Here is a 19,224-nt window from a genome sequence, read left to right on the forward strand (position 1 = left end):
GTGTCGCGAGCACGATTTACCTCACTTTCGGGACAGGGCAATAAGAGGTCGGGCAAGAGAGGGAGGAAGGCAGGCGGCGCCAGGCATTGTCAGCCATCTGCCAGGTATGCCTCGGCCTGGAGGCTGAACAGGTAGGCATATGTTCCGCCGGCCTTCATCAGTTCGTCGTGCGATCCGTCCTCGATGAGTTTCCCGCCGTCCAGGACCATGATTTTGTCCGCTATGCGCACGGTGGAGAACCGGTGCGAGATCACTAGCGACGTGGCCTTCCCGTAAAGATCCCGAAGTCCCGCAAATATCTCGGACTCGGCTTCCGCGTCGATGGAGGCAGTAGGCTCGTCCAGGATCGCGATCGGAGCACTTCGCATGAAGGCCCGGGAGATCGCCATCTTCTGCCACTGACCGCCGGACAGCTGCCTGCCGTCCTCGAAATGACGCCCAAGGATCGTGTCGTACCCGTCCGGCAGCCGCGAGATCACGGCATCCGCGCCACTGGCGGCGGCTGCGGTTCGCACCCGGCCCGCGTTGGTCATATCTTCCACTCGGCCGAAACCGATGTTTTCCCGGGCGGTCATCTCGTATCGGATGAAGTCCTGGAAGACAACCCCTATGTTCCGCTGAAGATCGTCCGTGTCGTATTCTTCGATCGGTATGTCGTCGATGAGGATCTGGCCACTGGTCGGAGCGTAGAGCCGGGACAGGAGCTTGACGACGGTGCTCTTCCCTGCGCCGTTCTGCCCCACCAGGGCGCAGCACGTACCGGCCGGGATGAAGCAGCTGAAGTCTTCCAGTGCGGTCACGTCGGTGCCCGGGTATCGGAACGATACATTCCGGAATTCGATTCCCTTTTTCAGCTTCTCGGGGAATGCGCGGGATCCGCCACTGATTCCGTTGTCCGGAAGGCGTAGGTAGTCGAAGAGGTCCCCGACGAACAGCGTGCTCTGGTACAGGGTGGCGAATCCCATCAGCAAGCCGGATGCCGCGGCCTGGACTGCGCCGATCGCCGCCAGGTATCCGGCGAGTTCGCCCATGCGGCCGGTGTCCGCGGTGTCGAAGAGCGCGAAGACCAGCGCGCTCGATGAGATGAGGACGCTCAGCAAGCCCATCCCGGCCGCCCAGCCCTGCTGGCGCCGCGCGAGTGCGCGATCCACCCGGAAGAACTGATTGACCAGGATCCGGTACCGCTCAACGAAATACGGTCCCAGCTGGTAGAGCTTGACTTCCTTGAAGGACGAGTCCGTGGTGGTCAGGGACTGATAGTAGTTCGTGCGTCTCCTGTCCTGTGTCCGGTCGTACTCGATCTCGTATCCACGCTTGCTGAAGACGATGTGGGCGATCAGTGCGGGCACCGGCGAGATGATGATCACCAGTGCTATCCATGGGTTCCAGGCCAACAGGACCGCACTGACGGACACCAGTGAGATGGCAGAGGTGACCGTGCGGACCATTTCATCGAAGATCTGGAAAGCCGTGCCCCCGCCGCTCTCTCTGAGGGCCCGTTGGAGCCGGTCGTAGGAATGGGCATCCTCATATGTCTGCAGGTCCATCTGGGTACCTTTGAGCATGACCTGTTCACCGATCTTGGTGGTGAACTCCAGCTCCAGCAGGGTGCCGAGATACTGCACCGCTGCGCCGATCAGATGGCTGGTGACGGCGAGGACGACCATGGCAGTGGCGGCGAAGATCACGGAATTCATCGCGTCCGGCGTGCCGCCGGCGACGTCGGCCACGCCTTGCACCGCGCTTGCCGTCAGGGCGATCTGGACCGCGGGGAACAGGGCGGACAGCCACGTGAGCCCGGTCATACCGGTGACGCGCAGCGGGCTGAGGCGCCAGAACTCCCTCACCACGGACAGCCAGTACGCCCCACCACGCGAGGTGTTGCGGTTCTGTGCCATCTGTTGCGCGGCGGTGGGAGAGGGTATCGGTGCGCTCATGCCGGCCTGCCCCGCAGACAGCGCAGGGTCTGGCGCCAGACCAGGTAGCAGCGTTCCTCCGCGGCGCGGTCGATGGGCATGAGCCGGTTGACCTGCATGTGCGCCAGGCTCGACAAGATGCTGTCGCGACTGCCGCGCAGGACGCCTGCTGCCTCGGCCTCAGCGACCGCCGATGCCGCTCGTGCCGCGGCAGCGGCGTGTCTGGCGAAGACCGGAGCGAGCAGGCCGTGGTGGGCCCGCCCACGCGCATGCGGACGGCGGCTCTCGGGCTGCAGCAGCGTGCACAGGTAGTCCCGTTGGGCACGGTAGCGGTCGCGGGCCGCCAGGTCCTCCAGCGGGGTGTGGGTGGCGGCCAGTCGTTGGGGGACATCGAGACCCCACTGCGCGTAGAGAGCGTCTACCGCGGCGATGGTCACGAGGTCAGGGTCTGCGTCGATGCTCTTGTGCCAGAGCATGGAGAGCAGCTCGGAGCTCAGGTCGCTCCCGGCTTCAAACAGCCGCTCGATGGGATCGAATGCCGCCGGGCCTCCGTATCGCCCGATTTCCGGATGGTAGGCCGCGACCTGGAGATCGGAGGCAATACCCCGCTCCACCAGATCCCTGCCCCATTCCATCAGACGGGTCAGAACCCGGCCCGCACCCTGGTCGCTTCCGGCCCGGATCCGTATCCGCAGATGCGGCATGGGGTCGGCATAGCGGATGTAGAACCACCGGTCCGCTTCACCCGTCGTGCGCAGCTCCGTAACGAACTTGCGCAGATGGTTCACGACGATCTCGTCGTGGACATCCTTTGCCGCGTACAACTTCAGGAAGGACCATCGTGATCCCGGAAGATGCCGATCAGTAGCGGGCTCGGTACTCACCATCAGCCGTGCGGGCACCTGCTCCGGCGCAGGCCGCACGGCGGCGGCACGAGTGATCAAGGGGATGACCACCTCTGAGAGGTAGCCACGCCCGTCCTCGTCCCGAAGCCACAGCTCCTCCAGCCCGGGCAGCATCTCCTGAATCGACACCGTGCCGGTGGCACTTCGGAGCTCGCTCAGCAGTTCCTTCACGCAGAGAGGGTGGTCCAGATCGAGAAGCAGCCTGTTGTCATGGTCGGCGAGGTAGACATGGCGCGGCACCGCCCAGTCCGCGCGCCACCGTGCCACGTCCTGGGTGGTGTGCAGGGAGCGGGGGTTCGCCCGATCCGGCGCGGCAGGGGGGAGCGTCCATTCCGCAGGACGCAGGACCACCTTGCCCCGTGTCACTCGTGGCAGGAACGGGGCACCCTCGACCGGCCCCCAGTCGAATCCCGCCGGGCTGGACCACCGGGACTGCGAGACCTCCAGCATGAATCGGCAGACATTCGGGGCGGCGAACGGGGCGAGCATGTGGTTCTGCACAGCCACTAGTTCCCTGCCGAGCCGGGCAGAGTACAGACGCAGGCCCTCGTCCGTGGCGTAGACGAAGACATCCGAGAGGTTGATGACGTCGTCGGCCTCGACTGAAGGCGTCACGTTCACCGGTATCTCGTACTGGTGCAGTCCGGGTCGGACAGTGACGTTGCCGCTCCGTCCATCCGGCGGGAGGTATGCCACCTCTGCATGGACGACGTCGGGCTCCAGTGCCTCCCGGGCCAGCGCGTACTCACGCAGCTTAGTGACGCCGTCCGCACCCAGCAGGTCGAAGAACCGACCGAAGGTCCGGCCTCCCATGGCCAGGCCGTCCGTGTTGAGGACCGCCCGCCAACGGCCTGCGTCAAGGCTGGAAGGATCGGCTGCCTGCAGCTGCACATAGGCGTCTATCGCCGGCGCCGCCGGCAGTGTCCTCCCGGTGTCCGCAGCATCGGCTGTCAGTTCGGCGAGCAGATCGTCCGTAAGCTCGACTTCGCTGTCACCGTTGCGCCAGGCTCGGGCCGCCAGTGCCATCAGAACCCGGCTGCGAGCTGATCCGTCGGGCTGGGGGACATCGGGCAGGGGGAAAGCGCGTGGCGGTCGGGTGTATCCCTCCGGGGCGTCCAGCCCACCTTCCGGGCTGAGTACCTCCAGGACGGGAACCATGACGTCGGTGCCGTAGCGCTCCAGGAAGGCCGAGTGGTATTGCGCCAGGTGGTGGTAATCTCCGCCCGCCGCCTGGCTGAGCATGGACAGGCAACCCACGGCATCGGCCACCTCAATGGCCACGCGCTCGTTGAGACACTTCTCGGGGAGGTCGAGCCGAGCGTCCAGCTGGAATGGCTGCCGATCCCGGCCGGCGACCAGTTCCCGTTGCTTGGCTCGCAGTTCTCGCAGCGTCGCAGTGTCCCCACGCGTCATTTTCTTCCCGAGCATGGACACCTCCCGCAGCCGCATCGCCAACGTCGAGGCCGCAGGCACCTCGGCGAGGCGGTCGAGAACATGCTCCTCAGGGCGTGCCAGGGTCACCGGAGGTCGCAGGTCACTGATGAGGAAGTTGAGGCCGACCAGTTCCCGCAGGAAGGCTTCCACCTGCGAAAGCCCCACCTCAGGGAACCGCTCGTTGAGTCCCGCCATGAGGGATCGGTACGGGAGCGGGGTGGCGGCCAGTTCCAGAACCGCGGACACCGCAGTTGAGGCGCGTACGCGGGCCGCACGCCGGTCCTCCTGTCCATAGACATCGGAACAGGGCAAGACCAACCGCTCGCCAGCCGGGTAGGCCAAGGCATTGACCACGACCCGAAGCTCCGGCAGGAGCGTCGAGTCCTCCTCCACTTGCTTGATCAGGGCCAGCAGCCATCCCATATCCGGTCGAACACGCTGCTCAGCCAGGGCCTCAGCCCCCAAACGGGCGGTGGTCCGGCCGGCGAACTCTCCGAGTCCGATTCCGGAGAAGACCCCGAAGGGGGTAGGGCGGGTGCTCATCCGGGTGATGTAGCGCAGGGCCCCACCGTAAATCCGACCGATCTTCTTCTCCGCCTCCTTGCCCGCTGAACCACTTGCGGGCTGGACCGTTTCGCTGAGCCTGCTCAGCCCGTCAACGAGGCTGCTCCCGGCGGCCGTCAGAGCATGCTGGACCTGGTCGGTACCAACGAGAGCCCGCAGTTGGGTCCGGGTGTGGGCGACCAGGGGGTCCACCGAGGAATCTTCAACGCCGCAGAGCTCGGTCGGTGAGGGACGGGTGAGAGCGGTCCACTGGTCCACCGGCAGAGCAGGGGCACGGAGCATGAAGAACCCCGCATGCTCATAACCCGGAGCCGAGCCGTTCCGCTGAGCACGCCTGGGAGCTGTAGACACTGTCATCGTTCCGTTTCTGCTTTCGGTCATCGCGAGAACAACGTCTGCGACCAGGAAGATCTGACGCCCCCGCTGACGCTCTGCAAGGTCATGGCCACGCCCGCCGCTCCGGTGAGCAGGCCCGGGTCGCCCACTGCGCCGCCTGATTTCGGACGGTCCCGAAAGACCGATGGCGTCTCTGGTTCACTCAAGGCCAGTAGGTCTTCGACCAGACGGGGAAGCGCTGCCGCGGCGGTCCGACTGCCTGCTGTCGCGAACTCCTGGCACATCGCGACGATTCCCCCCAGGCCGTGGCACATCGTCGGCGAAGAGGCCACCTGTGGGTCCAAGCCACTGGTGAGCGCCCGCTCGAACACCGCACATGCCTGCACGCGCATACCTTGGTCCCGGAGGGCTTCGGCGGCGATCAGCAGTGCCGTCGCCATCCCCGGAGACCCGTAGCACCAAGCTGTCGCGTCCGGCTCGGCGAAGTCCGGCCGCTCGGCTCCCTCCACCGATACGGCCACCCGACGGGGCGTCTGCGGGCGGCCCGAACGGGTCTCACCCAGTGCGATGAGCCAGGCAGCGGCGAGCTCGAGGGCCTCGCGGTGACCGGGGCGCCGGACCCCAGCGCTCCACGCCGCGGCCAGAGCCGTAACCACGCCGGCTATCCCGTGCGCCATGCCGGTGTCGAGATATCCGTATGGATAGCCGATCAGGTCATCAGCGGAGAAGTAGTGCGCGGGTGCGATGAACCATCGGTTCGACATCCCCTTGCGCGAGGGTGCACTGGCCAGCCAGACAAGATAGTCGAGTGCGTATTCGGTCGCCGCAGAGATACGCGGACTGGGATTCGGTATCCGGCTGAGATATGGGAGAATTCCAGCCGCACCAGAGATCAAGTCGTAGTGGTGGTCCGAAACACCGCCTTCAGCCTTTGGCCACTCCATCCGCAGCACCTGATCGGCCAACTGTTCATGGAGGGAGTCCAGGCTCGACTGAAACCGGGGCTCCAGCTGGACACACTCGCTCATGGCCAAGGCCAATCCGGTGGTTCCGTCAAACAGCCCCGGATAATTCAGCGGTTCATCACGGGTGGCACGGAAAGCCGCCCGAAGGAACTGAAAGGCCGTCTCGGGGTCCGCTTCGTCGGCTCCTTCGCCTGCGGCCTGCAGATGCATCAGGGCCAGCCCCGCATAGCCGCCACTCAGTGACGGACCAGTCCACAGAATTGCACCAGGAGATTGACTTGCGGCCGAGCGGACGGACTCGGCCACCTGCTCCGGAGTCATCAGGGACATGCGCACCGCAGCAGCCAGTGTGCGGCACCGACCGGCCAAGTGGCTCGGCAGAAATACTTCGGAGCGGTGGTTTTCTCGCGTATACATCTCATGGTCGCCATATGCAACAGGGTGAGACCCCGGGCCTGAGCAGCTCAGGCTCAGACCCGGGGTCTAACCAAGAAGGGTCAAGGGAAAGCCGAGGAGGACCCTCAGCACTTCCCCTTGGTGCGCTGCGAGGCGCAAGCGGTCGTCATCGCGATGGTCCGCTTGATGGTCCAGTTGATCGCCTTCTTGCATCCGACTCGGCTGGCAATGCTGATAGCCACCGTCGGGGTGGCCTGCTGCACCTGCGGGTCCTGACCGCCAGTGGACGATACGCGGGCGTCAAGATTAAAGGCATTGCTCACGGGAACTCCCCATCGTGATTTCTGTCTCGTAACGCTGAAATTGGAAGGCTGGCCATGCCTATCCAGCATCGGCCTGCCTGCTACAAATCTAGGCGTGGTTGCGCATCCAATGCAGTACGACTTAAGTCTGATCCTGATAGACCTAAGTGCCGGTGGCGCAGGAGCGTTTCAAAGGTCCGGTGCTCATGTGAGTCCGCAGGCCGCAGCTGTGCGGCGGGTCGGAGCTGATCCGTCACGAACGCAGCGAAACTCCACTTGGACGGGGCGACCTTCCCAAGTAGCCCTGAACCGCTGGAGTTCCGATGTGCCGCCAGTCCGCCGGCGTCTGTCCGGCCAAGTCGCCTTCGCGTCAGCACCGCGTGCTCGGGTATCTGCTCGGAGAGGCTGGCCAGGCTGGCTGACCCGCGCCGGCGGCGGGGGAAGCGTCACCCGTTCGTGAGTGCGCGCGCAGTGGGGAACGCGGTGCTGAGCGGCCTTCCTTGTCGGAAGCCGGCGGGCGCAGGAAGTGCTGGGGGAGTTGTCGGACCGGAGAGGAGCCGGCCCGCCTGGTCACGGACTCAGTCACGGATTCGGCAGGTGGGGGGCGGCCACGGACGGGCACGGCTCTGGAGAACATGCGCCCGGAACCGGGGTCCAGCTCGGGTGAGGCTGCCTCAGTCAGGGGCGACCTGATATGAGTTGATCATGAATGCTGAAACTCTTGACCCGATCGAGCGCCTGCTCGCAGAGCGGGCTTGTGAGCGGCTGGTCGTCGAGTTCGTCCACCGGCTCGACCTCGGGGACCCGGGCTCGGTGGCCGACCTCTTCACGCAGGACGGCACCTGGGAATGGCCCGCCGGCGACCGCCGCATTGCGGGTCACGACGCCCTGCGCATCTACTTCGGCAACCGGCCCGCAGACCGACTGTCGCGCCGTATATGCACCAACATCCTGGTTACCGTGACCTCTGCGGACACCGCCACCGCCACCACCTACTTCACCACGTACCGTGTCGACGGCTACAGCGAGGGCCTCGTACCGCCGCGGCCCCCGGTTCAGGTGGGGCACTACGAAGACACGTTCTGCAAGCGGGACGACACCTGGCTCCTCACCACCCGGACTCTCTTCCTCTCCTTCGCCGGTCCCACGGAACGCCTCGACGGGCCCGGCCAGTCATGAGAACGACTCCCAGCCGACCGGCCGTCAAGGGTCTTGCGCCACGGGCAGTGACACTCCACAGAACGTGAGCCAGAGCCCGAGTTTTGACAGCCCTGGGGTACTTGCCAGGGCAGCATCGGGGTGCTCGACGGCCCGTCTCAGGGCTGGCCCCGGCAGGCAGAACACCCTGCCGGGGCCAGCCCTGAGGACCGGTCATTTTCGCCAGAACAGGTGGTGCGTCACACCGCTGGGGCTGGGCACGACATCGAGGTGGAACCGGTCGAGCAGCTCATCGGGTGACTCCCAGAGACGTACTCCGGACCCGAGCTTCACCGGTGAGACCGCCACGTGCATGGTGTCGACGAGGTCGGCGTCAAGGAACTCCCGGATGGTGGTGGCCCCGCCGCCGAGCCGGACGTCCTTGCCCTGCGCCGCTTCCCGTGCCAGTTCGAGGACCGCGGCCGGGTCGCCGTCGACGAAGTGGAACGTGGTGTCGGAGAGCGTGAACGAAGGACGCTTGTGGTGGGTCATCACGAACACCGGGGTGTGGAACGGGGGCTCGGCACCCCACCAGCCGTGCCAGTCGTGGTCTTTCCAGGGCCCGCGCTGGGGCCCGAATTTGTTGCGGCCCATGATCTCGGCGCCGATGTTACGTGCGTAGTCTCGCGTGAGGTAGTCGTCGAGGCCCCGGCTCCCGCCGGGGTCGCTGCGCATGGGCCAGCTCGCGGTGGCGCCGGCCCAGGAGAACAGCCTCTCGGGATCGACATGACCGAATGGCCTCTCGAGGGTCTGGTCCGCACCGGCACCGATCCCGTCACTCGAGACGTTGAAGTTCTGGACTCTCAGCAGCTGAGCCACGTGCTCCTCCTGTTGTCGACAACGATGGTGAGACTTGCCGGGCCGGGAAAACTCATCGCTGCGTCCGTGACCGGGCAGAAACTGGGGTACCCAGAGTACCGACCTGCGAGGTTTGCGTGGTTTGGGCAGGCTCCTGTCGTGAGGGGGCATCCGCGTCTGCGGAGCCCTTCACTTTCTGCTCGGTCATCGAGGAGGCTTGAGGGAGCTGTCACAGACAGCGGGCAGCCCATCTCGTCCTACCGGCCCTGCTGACCGAGGGGCCTCCGCTCAGGGCTTCGGCTCCGGTCGAGTGGCTGACGGATCTCCGTGACGATCGTGTAGAGCTCGACGATGACGCCGTCTGTGGTGCGGGCGATGTCCATGCCGTTGACCGCCGTTGGTTGACCGTCGGCAGGGCCGTACTGGAAGCCGAGGTGGCCGATGTCGTCGAGCTCCGACGGGGTGCCCGCGGGTCGGAAGACCCAGTCCGGTTTCTCGGCGAGCAACTCTGCGGCGCGGCTCACGAAGTCCGTGCGCCCACGATTGATGCGGTCCGGTTCGTGCCACACGACGTCTTCGGCGCAGTTCTCGGCGATGACCGCGGCCCGGCGGTCCGGGTCGGGCTCGTTGAACACCTCGAGAAGGTTGACCGCATCAGATCGGCGGGGGATCTGGTCATGGTGAGTCCGTTCGTGTGGGCTGGTCGGTTGGTGGGGCGGAGGGCCACTGCGGCCGACGCGGCCGAGCCGGTCAGGTCGCGACGGCGGTGGCGGTCCGTAGCGGGGCGAGGGCCCTGGTTCAGGCGATGACTTGGTCGAGCATGGTGTTCAGCGCATGCAGGTTGTGGTCGCCGGGTGTGAAGACGCTGAGGTTCTCGAAGTCGGTGTGCAGGGAGAGCACGACTTGCTGGCGTACGTCGGCCATCTGGAGTCCGGCGGCGAGAAGGCGCAGTTGTTCGGCGGAGCGTGCGCCGCCCGCGGCCCCGTAGGAGACCAGGCCGAGGGCCTTGATGTTCCACTCGGCGTAGAGGTAGTCCAGGGCGTTCTTGAGCACACCGGGGATGCCGTGGTTGTACTCGGGGGTGACGATGACGAATCCGTCGTACGCGGCAAAGGTTGCGGCCCAGCGCCGGGTGTGCTCGTTCTGGTAGTGGCCGAGGGAGGGCGGCATCGGCGCGTCGAGATGGGGACGGCCCTGTACTTGCATCGGCCGCTGGCTGCCCACGCGATCTCCTGGACGTGGGGGAGACACTGGCCGGTGTTGTGCGCGTTCGGAGGCGCGGCAGGATGAGGCGAGACGGCCGTCTTGTTACGCGGCCGCGGCGTCGGGCCGTGTGGGACGGGCTGTTTGCCGTGCAAGGTCAGGGGTGGCTACCAATAGTGTCGGCGTCCGCCGACCTTGTGTCCGACGGATCCCAGGATCCACAGGATGATGCCGACGACGACCAAGATGATTCCGATGGTGGACAGGATGGCGAAGCCGACCACGTAGCCGATGACCAGCAGGATGATGCCGAGGACGATCATGATGTCCTTCGATCTCACGGAATGAGGCAGGGCCCCTCTTTCCAGGATAGATCCGCCCTCCGCTGGTTTCTTCCCGGACAGCGCAGTCCTGCCGTGGCGTCGACGGCATGTGCAGCTGCGGGCCTCAAGGCCGGCATCGGGCGCGGCGTGACAGATCCCGGCCGGGGTGACTGTTGACCGGCCGGGCTCTGCGTACTGGGACGAGTGGTGCTCTGGTCAGAAGTTCTCGTCGTGCAGGTCCTCTTCGTGCAGCAGGTCGTCCTCGCGACGACGTGAAGCCTCTTCCTCGCCCGGCTTCTGGCCCGACTTCTGGCCCTGCTCGCGGGACGGCTTGCCCGGCTGGGGGTGCGCAGGGTCTCCGGGGCGACGGTGCTCCTGCGCCTCGCGGCCCTTGCCCGGCTCCTGATGCTTGTCCTGCGTACTGCCCATGACGGCGACTCCTCTTGATGCGTGGGGTACGGATTCCTCTCGGATCACGCTGACACGCAGGGTGACGGTCTGCATCATGTCGACTACGAAGCGAGGCACACGGGTGACGCCCGTCCCTCGATGTGGCGGCGTCGGAAGGCGGGCCATCCCTTCAGTCCGAGGGTGGGCACGATCCCCACCCCACCTGCTGTCAGGAGCCCGCACCATGCTGGAGCGCACGCTGCGCAAGAACCGCACGGAGGTCACCTTCGTCCTGGCCACCGACACCCCACCCGGCCCGGTCAGCGTGGTGGGCGACTTCAACGATTGGCAGCCCGGTGCCCACACCCTGCGGCCCCGCAAAGACGGGAAGCGGGCCGTGACGGTCGAACTGCCGAGGAAGATCACCCGTTCCACCGGTCGGGGACGGACCGGCATGCCGGCCGGTGCTGTCCCGTCAGGGGTGCGGGCCGCTGGGTACGGCCATCTCGAGGCGGGGCGAGCGGCCGTTCGTGGTCGGCCGGCAGCGGCCAGGCAGGCTTGGCGTGCCGCAGGACGTCCAGGTGCCGGGAGCCGCCTGACGTCATGGCGTCGCCGGGTGCTGGTGCCCCACCTCGCGCGCGAGGTCCAGCCCGAGGATCCGGTCGAGAAAGGCGAACGTCTCGAATTTGGCGCCGGCCGGCACATCGGCGCGCCCGGCCACACTGCGCAGCATGTCCAGGACGGCAGGGACGCCGAGATCGTCGGCGAGGGCGGCCTGTGCCTGTTGCAGCAGGTCGGCGGGGATCGGCCTGGAGGGCTCCTGCGCCCAGTCGGCCACCTGCTGTCGCCAGCGCCGCAGCGTCCGCCGGGCCTCGGTGAGCCCTGCGCCGGTGACCGTGACCGGCGTGTGGTGGGCGTGCCCGAGCAACAGCATCCTCACAGCCAACGGATCGGTCCCCGCCGGGGCGAACTCGTCCAGAAGACCCGAGGCGAGGAGAGGGGCTCCGTCCGGGATGTCCCCGTCCGGGGGTGCCGGGCTGACCTGGCCCACGTCGACCAGGATCCCGCCGACCCCGTCTTGAGCGGCAGCGCCGGACGCGAGAAGGTGCACGTCGGCAGCGGCGCACAGCGTCCCGGTGAGTTGGTGTGCACCGACGGTGGCGGGCGGGTGGATGCCGAGAACGGCCATGGCGCGATCGAGCGCCTGGCCTTGCTCATGCGCCAGGTCCGGTGTGATGAGGACCGTGAGGGCCTGCAGACCACGCAGCTCCGCGGTACGCGCCAGTACGTCACCGACCAGGGGCGCCCGCAGGTCCACCGCGTCGACCCGGGCGCTGATGGCCGGCAGGTGGACACAGATGCGCAGCAGGTGGCGGTGTCCGGAAGGAACCTCCACGAAGCGGCCGGTCCGGGTGTCGGCAATGCGCAGCATGATGCGAAGGCTAGTCCTGAAAACCTCCGTTAGCGGGGAGGACCCGAGCAGAGCGCCGATGTTGCCGCTGCACCGGCCTGAGGTCGGCACGGCGACGCCCGGCCTCAGTACTCGATGGTCGTTCTCCTGCTGCGACGGCGACATCCTGCGGACGAGGCTCACCACCAAGCGCCGGCGGACAGCGGGCCGACCGGCAGCCTGGCGAGGGAGCCGATGTCGGATACGCGTGCCCCGCCTTCGCTCTCCCAGGCGTCTTCCCGGTTCCGGAGGTCGGGCCTTCGGCCGATGACGGCTTCGGCGGCGATCAGTGCGCGGGCGGTCAGGACGCTGCCGGGGACGGCGGCGGCGGCCATCAGCCGGGCCGCGGCGGCGGGTGCGGTCTGGGGCGGGACGACGAGGAGGTCCCAGCGGCCGACGGTGTAGGAGAGCAGGATCAGCTTGTCGGGGTCCTGTTCGGTGAACCAGCCCACGTGCAGGGTGTGTCCTGCGGCGAGGACCTTGTGCGGGATGACGGGCCAGCGGGTGGGGTTCACGGTGACGCGGGTGATGCGCCCCCAGGGCTCGGCCAAGGCGGCGACGAGAACGGGGAGTTCGGCTGCGAGGTCACGGGAGCGGGGCCACCAGGCACCGTCCAGCTGCCCGGAGAGGGTGGTCTTCGGCGTGAGCACGAGGCGAGCGGGGCGAGGCGGCGCCGTAGCGAGTGGCGAGGGTGAGGATGGCGTGGCAGGCGTGGTGCGTTCCAGGGCGACGGTCATGGTGGAGACCTGTCTCCGGGCCGCCCGCAGTTCGACGGTCCGGCGTATTGATCGCCGGAAATGACACCTGAGTTGCATCCGATGCGCGAAATACTCCCGGTATCTCCAGCCTACTCCGGTGCGGAGATCAAAAGGGGTTCTGATCAGGTATTTCCGTCCGAGCGGTGACGGGCGGGAGCCGTCATCAGCCCCGGAGATCGACGGCCGTCCTCCGGTGAAGGAGACCCCGCCATCCACCATCACACGTCCACGGCACGGGCCGGACGGGCCTGTCGGTCCCCGGTGCGGGACCGTCCGGCCTTGTCCGCGAACCGAGCGGCGGGGACAGCCTGAAGTGACCTTTGCCGGAGCACGGGATACATGGAGAGTTGGCGTCATGAAGGCACTCGTCTTCCAGGGACCGGGGCGCACCGCGTGGCAGGAGGTGCCGGAGCCGGGCATCAAGGATCCCGCCGACGTGATCGTGCGGGTCGACGCGGTGACGATCTGCGGTACGGACCTGCACATCGTCAAGGGTGACCTGCCGGAGGTGACTCCCGGCCGGGTACTCGGGCACGAGGCCGTGGGCACGGTGGTGGAGTGCGGCGGTGACGTCCGCACGGTGCGGCCCGGCGACCGGGTGCTGGTCTCCTGCATCTCCTCGTGCGGCCGGTGTCGGTTCTGCCGTGAGAGCCGCTACGGGCAGTGCCGCGGGGGCGGTGGCTGGGTACTCGGCCACACCATCGACGGAACCCAGGCCGAGTACGTCCGCGTGCCGTTCGCCGACCTCTCCGTGTACCCACTGCCGAGCACGGTCGACAGCGCCGACGCCGTCCTGCTCGCGGACATCTTCCCCACTGCCTACGAGGTGGGAGTGCTGAACGGGAACGTGCGGCCCGGGGACACCGTCGTCATTGTCGGCGCCGGCCCCGTAGGACTCGCGGCCATCGCTACGGCCCGGTTGTACTCGCCGGCCCGTGTCATCGCCGTGGACCTCGCACCGTCCCGGCTGGCGAAGGCCCGTGAGCTGGGAGCGGACGCGGTCGTGAGCGCGGCCGAGGAACCGGGAATGCTCGTGGGCGACCTGACCGACGGTCTCGGCGCGGACGTCGTCATGGAGGCCGTCGGAGCGCCCGAGACCTTCGAGATGTGCACCCGCATGGTCCGCCCGGGCGGCCGGGTCGCGAACATCGGTGTCCACGGCAAGCCCGCGACCCTGCACCTCGAAGACCTGTGGATCAAAGACGTCACCATCACCACCGGGCTCGTGGACACCTGCTCCACGCCGATGCTGCTGCGCATGCTGGCGGCCGGCCGGCTGCCGACCTCGTCGCTGATCACCCATCGTTTCGAGCTGGGACAGATGGAAGAGGCGTACGAGGTGTTCTCCCGTGCCGGTGAGACGGGCGCGCTGAAGGTCGTGCTGGGCGGGCCGCGCCACGACGACCCGGCCGTATCGAACCCGACGCGCGTCCAGAAGGCATGACAGCCCTGGTGCGCCACGGCGCCAGTGCTGAAGTGGGGCCGGTCGGCCCCCACGTCTGTCCCCGTCGGCCCTGCCGAACGAACGTCCCGCCGGGTGATTCTGGAGTGCGGACCCGACCCGGTTCCGCTCTCGAAGAGGTGATCCACCATGCCTCGGATCCAGATCTCGGCACCCCGGCCACGGCCGCACCGCCCCCTGCCCCTCGACCTGCGCACACCGTCGGGGCGCGTCCTGCCGTACTGAGAGAGCAGGTACTGAACGCCCCCACAGCAGTTGACGCCGCCGTACGGAGATCATCCTCCGCACGGCGGCGCCAACTTTCGGTCACATGGTCTTGACCGCTCGCGCTCCGTTCGGCGGGGACGGGCTGGGGAGCGGAGTGGTGATCTCCGTCGCACGCGGTGTCTGGAGTGTCGCGGCCGCGGTCTCGCGGGCGAGGAAGGCGCCGAGTTCGCCGATGGTGCTCATGAGCGGGGCGGGGAAGACCACGGTGGTGTTCTTGTCCACGCCGATCTCCACGAGGCTCTGCAGGTTGCGCAGTTGCAGGGCGAGGGGGTGGGCCATCATGGTGTCGGAGGCGTCGCCGAGCGCGGCGGCGGCCAGCGACTCGCCCTCCGCGTTGATGATCTTGGCCCTCTTCTCCCGTTCGGCCTCGGCCTGGCGGGCCATCGCGCGCTTCATGCTGTCGGGCAGCTGGATGTCCTTCAGTTCGACCAGGGTGACCTCGACGCCCCATTCGGCGGTGGTGACATCGAGGATCTCGCGGATGCCGAGATTGATGCGGTCGGTCTCCGACAGGGTTTCGTCGAGGGTGTGCTGCCCGACGACCTTGCGCAGGGTGGTCTGGGCGATCTGATTGATGGCCGCGCCCACGTTCTCGATGGCGATGACCGATTTCACGGCGTCGACGACGCGGAAGTAGGCGACGGCGGAGACGTCGACGCTGACGTTGTCCCGGGTGATGATGCCCTGGGACTGGATGGGCATGGTGACGATCCGCAAGGACACCCGGTGCAGGACGTCCGCGAACGGCACGATGACCCGCAGGCCCGGCGCGCGGGTCCCGGTGAGCCGGCCGAAGCGGAACAGCACGCCCTGCTCGTACTGCTTGACGATCTTCAGGGCCATCGGCAGCCCTATCAGGGCAACCACGGCCATGGCGATCAGCGCGAAGATCAGGACTTCCATGAAGATGCTCCTCACGAAGTGCGGTGGCGGAGCAAGGGGATGACCCGGGTCCGTCTGCAGGGCTCTCGGCACCGGTGTGACGGGGGCGGCGAGCCTGCCTCGCTTCCATGGTTGCGCGGTGCGGGTGGGGCGGGCAGGGGCCGAACGGTCCACATCCCGCGTCAGCGGGGATGATCCGGCGCAGCGGTGCGGGTGCGGGTGTCGTTGGAGTAAGCCGTGAGCTGGTCGATGACCGCGACCACACCGTCCAACTGTCCCGCGAGCCGGAGCGCGACGGGAATCTGGCTGCTCCTGGGCAGTCGGCCGTCCAAGGTGACGACCCCGTCCACGACACGCACGCTCACGGCATCGGCACCGATACCCATCGTTTCCGCCAGCACGTCCTCGACCAGCACCCGGTGTATCTCGTGGTCCGGGCGCAGAAACACGCGGAGCAGGTCCCGGCGGGTCACGATGCCGACCAGGCGGTCCTCCTCGTCGACGACCGGCAGCCGCGTCACCCCGCGTCGGGTAATGAGGCGGGCGGCCTCGGTGACGGTCTGTTCGGCGTGGACCGTGACGGCCGGCGCGGTCATCAAGTCTTCAGCGGTGAGGTGGTCTTGGACGAGCAGATCGGTCCGCGAAATGACTCCGAGGACGCGCTCGTCCGCGTCCAGAACCGGTACGCCGCTGATCTCGTGCTCGACGAGCAGCGCGGCCACGTCCGCGGACGGAGTCCTCCCGAGGACCGAGACGACCTCGTCGGTCATCAGGAAGCCGACCTTGGCGTGCTTCATCTGTGGCCCTCCTGTCGGCTTCGGCCAGCGAGCGCACCTTGCGGAGCGCCTTCACCAGCCACCATCCGCCGAGTCCGCCCGTGGTGCGAGGGCCGAACGGGCCTGTACGGGGACTGATCGGTCCTCAGCGGCGTGCCGTCGACGACGAGCGTGTCGGCGGCTTCGGTCCTGGTCGAGGCATCGCGCCATGCGGACCTGCTCGTCATGGGAGGACGGCACCGTGCCCGCTGCCCTATGATCACCGTCCCGGGCGGGTGAACGGACATCGTGCCCCTGCCTTTGGGCATCGGCTGACCGGATTCGCTGCGGTCCGGGCCTCGCGTGACCGTCACCCGTGGTTCCGACCGGGACCGGCCGGTCGGCGGAGGGCTACGCTGAAGACCGGGCGGTGCGCAGAGCCCCTCGCCGCCGGAGGTGTTCATGGTCGGGGACGATCGGGATGCTTCGGCGAGCCGGATTCCGCAGCCGGGGCTGGACGCGCTCCAGGAACAGATCACCGACGCGCGGGATACCCGTGACCGGTTGACGGGCCTGCTCAAGGCGGTCATGTCGCTGGGGCAGGAGCTGGACCTGGCCCAGGTGCTGCGCGGCATCGTGGAGGCCGCAGTGGTCCTCGTGGACGCGGAGTACGGTGCGCTGGGCGTGGTGGGGGACGACGAGAAACTCGCCGAGTTCCTCCCGGTGGGCATCAGCGACCAGCTCCGGGCGCAGATCGGGGCCCTGCCCACCGGACACGGACTGCTGGGCGAGCTGATCAGGCACCCGCGGCCGCTGCGCCTGGGAGATCTCTCGGAGCATGCGGCCTCCGCCGGGTTTCCGGAGCACCACCCGCCGATGCGCTCCTTCCTCGGCGTACCGATCCGGGTCCGGGACGAAGTGTTCGGCAACCTCTACCTGACGGAGAAGCGGGGCGGGAAGGGCTTCGACGCGGAGGACGAGGGCGTCTTGTCCACCCTCGCGGTTGCCGCCGGCGTCGCCGTGGACAACGCCCGCCTGTACGAGGAGGTCCGGCTCCGGGAGCGCTGGCTGGCGGCCAGCTCCGATTTCACGAGCGCGCTGCTGTCCGGCTCCTCCGAGATCGAGGTGCTGGAGGGCATGCTGGAGCGGGCCCGGGACATCATCTCGGCCGACATGTGCGTTTTCTACCAGGTGGGGCCCGGCGGCGAGCTGCGCGGCTCGCTGGCCCTGGGGGAGGGCGCCGAAGCACACCGCGGGATCGTGCTGCCCGGCAGCGAGGGCATCCTGGCCGCCGTCGTCCTGGCGCGGGACGGACTGATCACCTTGGCAGATGTGGCCACCGACGCCCGGGCCGCGGCGCAGCCGGACACGTGGACGGGCTTCGGGCCGGCCGTGGCGGTCACGGTGGGCACGAGGGCGAAGCTGCGGGGCGTGCTGATGCTGGCACGGTGTACGGGGCGGCCGGCGTTCGCGGGGGCCGAGGTCGCGCCCCTGCCGGGCTTCGCGGGGCAGGCGGCCCTGGCGCTGGAGCTGGCCGACCGGCGCCGGGACACCGAGAAGGTGAGCCTCCTGGCGGACCGTGACCGGATCGCCCGCGACCTGCACGATCTGGCGATCCAGCGGCTCTTCGCCACGGGAATGACCTTGCAGAGCGCGCAGCGCTTCGTGGAGCACCCCGAGGCGTCCGAGCGGCTGAGCCGGTCGATCGACGACCTGGACGAGACGATCAAGATCATCCGGTCGACGATCTTCGGACTCCGCGACCACGAGGCGGCAGGCAGTACCCCGAGACTCCGGGTCCGCGCGGTTCGGGCCGTGGGTGAGGCGGCGGCGCTGCTCGGGTTCGCGCCCGCCCTGCGCATGGAGGGGCTGATCGACACCGATGTGCCGGCCCCGGCCGCCGACGACGTGGTAGCCGTGCTCGGAGAGGCCCTGACCAACGTGGCCCGGCACGCGCGGGCGGCGCGGGTGGAGGTCGCGATCGTCCTGGCGGACGGCGTGCTGGAAGTAACGGTGAGTGACGACGGCGTGGGTGTCGCGGACGGTGGCCGTCGCAGCGGTCTGCGCAACCTCGCGGAGCGCGCCGAGGCCCGCGGGGGCGGGCTGTCCGTCTCACCGCGCCCGGACGGTGCCGGAACGCGTCTGGACTGGCGGATCCCGATCGGACCTGCCCGGCAAGATCCGAAAGAGACGACCTAGCGGCCGGTCTCGTCGTGCTCGCGCACCTCGGCGGCGATGACAGCGGCCTGCACGCGGCGTTCGACGCCCAGCTTGGCGAGCAGCCGTGAGATGTGGTTCTTGACCGTCTTCTCGGAGAGGAAGAGGCGTTTGCCGATCTGACGGTTGGTGAGGCCCTCGCCGATCAGCTCGAGTACGGCTCGCTCGCGCTCGGAGAGCACCGTCAGTCGCTCGTCCCCGGGCGGCTTCCCGGCGGTCGGGTCCCGGAGCGAGCTCATCAGACGGGCCGTCGTCGCGGGGTCGAGCATCGACTGGCCCGTCGCCACCGTGCGGACGGCGGCGACCAGGTCGGAGCCCTTGATCTGCTTCAGTACGTACCCGGCGGCGCCCGCCATGATGGCGTCGAGCAGGGCGTCCTCGTCGTCGAAGGACGTCAGCATGAGACAGGCGAGATCCGGCATGCGCGAGCGCAGCTCACGGCAGACGGTGATGCCGTCGCTGTCGGGCAGCCGTACGTCGAGCACAGCGACGTCGGGCCGCAGCGCCGGCCCCCGGGCCAGGGCCTGTGCGGCCGTCGCCGCCTCACCCACCACCTCGATGTCCGGCTCGGAGTCCAGCAGGTCGTGCAGTCCGCGCCGGACGACCTCGTGGTCGTCGAGGAGGAACACCCGGATGGGGGCCGGGGAGGCAGCTGGTGCATCGGACATCCACGCCACACCCTCGGGTCGGATACGTCTGGGAAC

The 19,224-nt window shown here is 68.0% G+C and carries 17 protein-coding genes; 3 read left to right on the forward strand and 14 right to left on the reverse strand.

Annotation, left to right across the window (positions count from 1 at the left end; translation table 11 throughout):
• Positions 1-89 precede the first annotated feature (89 nt).
• From OHU74_RS35490 to OHU74_RS35505, 4 genes are all read right to left on the reverse strand, one after another.
• Complete coding sequence (locus OHU74_RS35490) at positions 90-1,937, reverse strand: ABC transporter ATP-binding protein (RefSeq protein WP_371614066.1); 1,848 nt, start codon at positions 1,935-1,937, stop codon at positions 90-92.
• Entirely contained in the window at positions 1,934-5,011 is a 3,078-nt protein-coding gene (locus tag OHU74_RS35495; RefSeq protein WP_371614065.1) for a lantibiotic dehydratase, read from the reverse strand. Before OHU74_RS35495 ends, OHU74_RS35490 begins: the two co-directional genes overlap by 4 nt.
• 185 nt (positions 5,012-5,196) lie before the next feature.
• Complete coding sequence (locus tag OHU74_RS35500) at positions 5,197-6,450, reverse strand: lanthionine synthetase C family protein (protein ID WP_371619524.1); 1,254 nt, start codon at positions 6,448-6,450, stop codon at positions 5,197-5,199.
• Between the two features lie 191 nt (positions 6,451-6,641).
• Positions 6,642-6,839 carry an FDLD family class I lanthipeptide gene (locus OHU74_RS35505; protein WP_330300632.1) on the reverse strand — a complete coding sequence of 66 codons (198 nt, stop codon included), beginning with the start codon at positions 6,837-6,839 and terminating at the stop codon, positions 6,642-6,644.
• 684 nt (positions 6,840-7,523) lie between these two features.
• On the opposite strand from OHU74_RS35505, the gene OHU74_RS35510 reads away from it, so the two are divergent.
• Positions 7,524-7,997: a nuclear transport factor 2 family protein gene (locus tag OHU74_RS35510; RefSeq protein ID WP_371614064.1), complete on the forward strand. Its 474-nt coding sequence runs from the start codon at positions 7,524-7,526 to the stop codon at positions 7,995-7,997.
• A gap of 192 nt (positions 7,998-8,189) precedes the next feature.
• Here OHU74_RS35510 and OHU74_RS35515 read toward each other — a convergent pair whose 3' ends face one another.
• The 7 genes from OHU74_RS35515 to OHU74_RS35545 all read right to left on the reverse strand — a co-directional run bounded on the left by OHU74_RS35515 (position 8,190) and on the right by OHU74_RS35545 (position 12,916).
• Entirely contained in the window at positions 8,190-8,834 is a 645-nt protein-coding gene (locus OHU74_RS35515) for a dihydrofolate reductase family protein (protein ID WP_371614063.1), read from the reverse strand.
• A 236-nt stretch (positions 8,835-9,070) separates the two neighbouring features.
• Positions 9,071-9,448: a nuclear transport factor 2 family protein gene (locus OHU74_RS35520; protein WP_371614062.1), complete on the reverse strand. Its 378-nt coding sequence runs from the start codon at positions 9,446-9,448 to the stop codon at positions 9,071-9,073.
• A gap of 163 nt (positions 9,449-9,611) precedes the next feature.
• Positions 9,612-10,037 (reverse strand): NADPH-dependent FMN reductase, encoded by a 426-nt coding sequence (locus tag OHU74_RS35525; RefSeq protein ID WP_371614061.1) that lies wholly within the window; start codon positions 10,035-10,037, stop codon positions 9,612-9,614.
• A 146-nt stretch (positions 10,038-10,183) separates the two neighbouring features.
• Positions 10,184-10,339 (reverse strand): DUF6131 family protein, encoded by a 156-nt coding sequence (locus OHU74_RS35530; RefSeq protein ID WP_330294842.1) that lies wholly within the window; start codon positions 10,337-10,339, stop codon positions 10,184-10,186.
• 216 nt (positions 10,340-10,555) lie between these two features.
• Positions 10,556-10,768 carry a hypothetical protein gene (locus OHU74_RS35535; protein WP_371614060.1) on the reverse strand — a complete coding sequence of 71 codons (213 nt, stop codon included), beginning with the start codon at positions 10,766-10,768 and terminating at the stop codon, positions 10,556-10,558.
• A 562-nt stretch (positions 10,769-11,330) separates the two neighbouring features.
• On the reverse strand, positions 11,331-12,161 hold the full coding sequence (locus OHU74_RS35540) for a hypothetical protein (RefSeq protein WP_371614059.1): 831 nt from the start codon (positions 12,159-12,161) through the stop codon (positions 11,331-11,333).
• A 158-nt stretch (positions 12,162-12,319) separates the two neighbouring features.
• Entirely contained in the window at positions 12,320-12,916 is a 597-nt protein-coding gene (locus tag OHU74_RS35545; RefSeq protein ID WP_371614058.1) for a DUF5994 family protein, read from the reverse strand.
• A 376-nt stretch (positions 12,917-13,292) separates the two neighbouring features.
• On the opposite strand from OHU74_RS35545, the gene OHU74_RS35550 reads away from it, so the two are divergent.
• Positions 13,293-14,381, forward strand: a complete 1,089-nt coding sequence (locus tag OHU74_RS35550) for a zinc-dependent alcohol dehydrogenase family protein (RefSeq protein WP_371614057.1) — start codon at positions 13,293-13,295, stop codon at positions 14,379-14,381.
• Positions 14,382-14,705: 324 nt separating this feature from the next.
• Here OHU74_RS35550 and OHU74_RS35555 read toward each other — a convergent pair whose 3' ends face one another.
• Entirely contained in the window at positions 14,706-15,569 is an 864-nt protein-coding gene (locus OHU74_RS35555; protein ID WP_371614056.1) for a slipin family protein, read from the reverse strand.
• 161 nt (positions 15,570-15,730) lie between these two features.
• Positions 15,731-16,345 carry a CBS domain-containing protein gene (locus tag OHU74_RS35560; protein WP_371614055.1) on the reverse strand — a complete coding sequence of 205 codons (615 nt, stop codon included), beginning with the start codon at positions 16,343-16,345 and terminating at the stop codon, positions 15,731-15,733.
• Positions 16,346-16,765: 420 nt separating this feature from the next.
• On the opposite strand from OHU74_RS35560, the gene OHU74_RS35565 reads away from it, so the two are divergent.
• Positions 16,766-18,502: a GAF domain-containing sensor histidine kinase gene (locus OHU74_RS35565; RefSeq protein ID WP_371614054.1), complete on the forward strand. Its 1,737-nt coding sequence runs from the start codon at positions 16,766-16,768 to the stop codon at positions 18,500-18,502.
• Here the strand turns inward: OHU74_RS35565 and OHU74_RS35570 are convergent.
• The gene (locus tag OHU74_RS35570) at positions 18,499-19,188 is read right to left on the reverse strand and encodes a response regulator (RefSeq protein ID WP_371614053.1); all 690 of its coding nucleotides are present in this window, start codon (positions 19,186-19,188) and stop codon (positions 18,499-18,501) included. The genes OHU74_RS35565 and OHU74_RS35570 overlap by 4 nt on opposite strands.
• Between the last annotated feature and the right edge of the window lie 36 nt (positions 19,189-19,224).

Source organism: Streptomyces sp. NBC_00454, from assembly GCF_041434015.1.
Lineage (GTDB): Bacteria > Actinomycetota > Actinomycetes > Streptomycetales > Streptomycetaceae > Streptomyces.